1 protein-coding gene is annotated in these 1,095 nt (G+C 69.8%); it reads left to right on the top strand.

Annotation, left to right across the window (positions count from 1 at the left end):
- Window positions 1-23 precede the first annotated feature (23 nt).
- Window positions 24-1,070, top strand: coding sequence for an IS110 family transposase (locus tag ACJJVL_RS03430; protein WP_405216915.1), 1,047 nt, complete (start codon window positions 24-26; stop codon window positions 1,068-1,070).
- The last annotated feature ends 25 nt before the right edge of the window (window positions 1,071-1,095 follow it).

Here is a 1,095-nt window from a genome sequence, read left to right as displayed (position 1 = left end):
ATCCGATTCTGAGGAGGACCGCGATGCCCATCGTCGCAGAAGCGTTCACGCATGTCATCGGTGTCGACACGCACGCAGCCAAACACGCGTACGCGATCGTCGACGCCGCCACGGGAGGGCTGGTCGCCGAACGCACGTTCCCGACCAGTCAGGCAGGCATCGCCCGCGCAATCACGTGGATCCGGCGCCGCGGCGGCGCCCGGATCGCGGTCGCCGTGGAAGGGTCGGGCTCCTACGGGGCGCAGCTGACGCGGGCGCTGCAGCGGGAGGGGCTACCCGTGTTCGAGGTGCGGCCGCCCGGACGCGGCTCGCGCGCGAGAGATGGCAAGACCGATCAGTTCGACGCGATCGCCGCGGCTCGCGCGATCTTGCACGCCGACCTGCACCGGCTCGCCACGCCGCGCGCGGAGGGCGTGCGCGCGGCATTGCACGTGCTGGCGGCCGCGCGGCGGGCATTGAAGCAGGAATCCAACCGGGCCAAGCAGCAACTGATCGCGCTGCTGCGCACCCACCCGCTGGGCATCGACGCACGCGAGTCGATCGCGAACACGACCGTCGACCAGGTCGCCGCCTGGCGGCCCCGCAAAGACGACACCGTCGAACTCGCCTTCGCCCGCGAGGAAGCGATCCGGCTCGCCCGCCGCATCATCCCGATCCGCGCGGAGATGGCCGCGAACGAACGCCACCTGCGGGACCTCGTCGCGCAACTCGTGCCCACCGTGCTGGAGCTGCCCGGCGTCGGCCCCGTCTCGGCCGCGACCATCCTCGACACCTACTCCCACCCAGGCCGCATCCACTCCGCAGACGCGTTCGCACGCATGGCCGGCGCCGCACCACTACCGGTCCAGTCCGGCAAATCCGGCCACCACCGCCTCAACCGCGGCCAGAACCGGGCCCTCAACGAAGCGCTCTACGTCATCGTCAAACACCGCCTCATGAACGACCCCGACACCATCGCCTACGCCGCACGCCGCACCTCCCAAGGCAAAGGCGCCAAAGACATCCAGCGCATCCTCAAACGCTACGTCGCCCGCGCCATCTTCCGACACCTCGAAACCGCCATGGCTTGACAACACCCATAGAAGCGTCGTGACG

This window comes from Agrococcus sp. Ld7 (assembly GCF_045064095.1).
Taxonomy (GTDB): Bacteria; Actinomycetota; Actinomycetes; order Actinomycetales; family Microbacteriaceae; genus Agrococcus.
The sequence above is the reverse complement of the archived record's forward strand: the minus strand, read 5'-3'. Positions and strand labels throughout refer to the sequence as shown.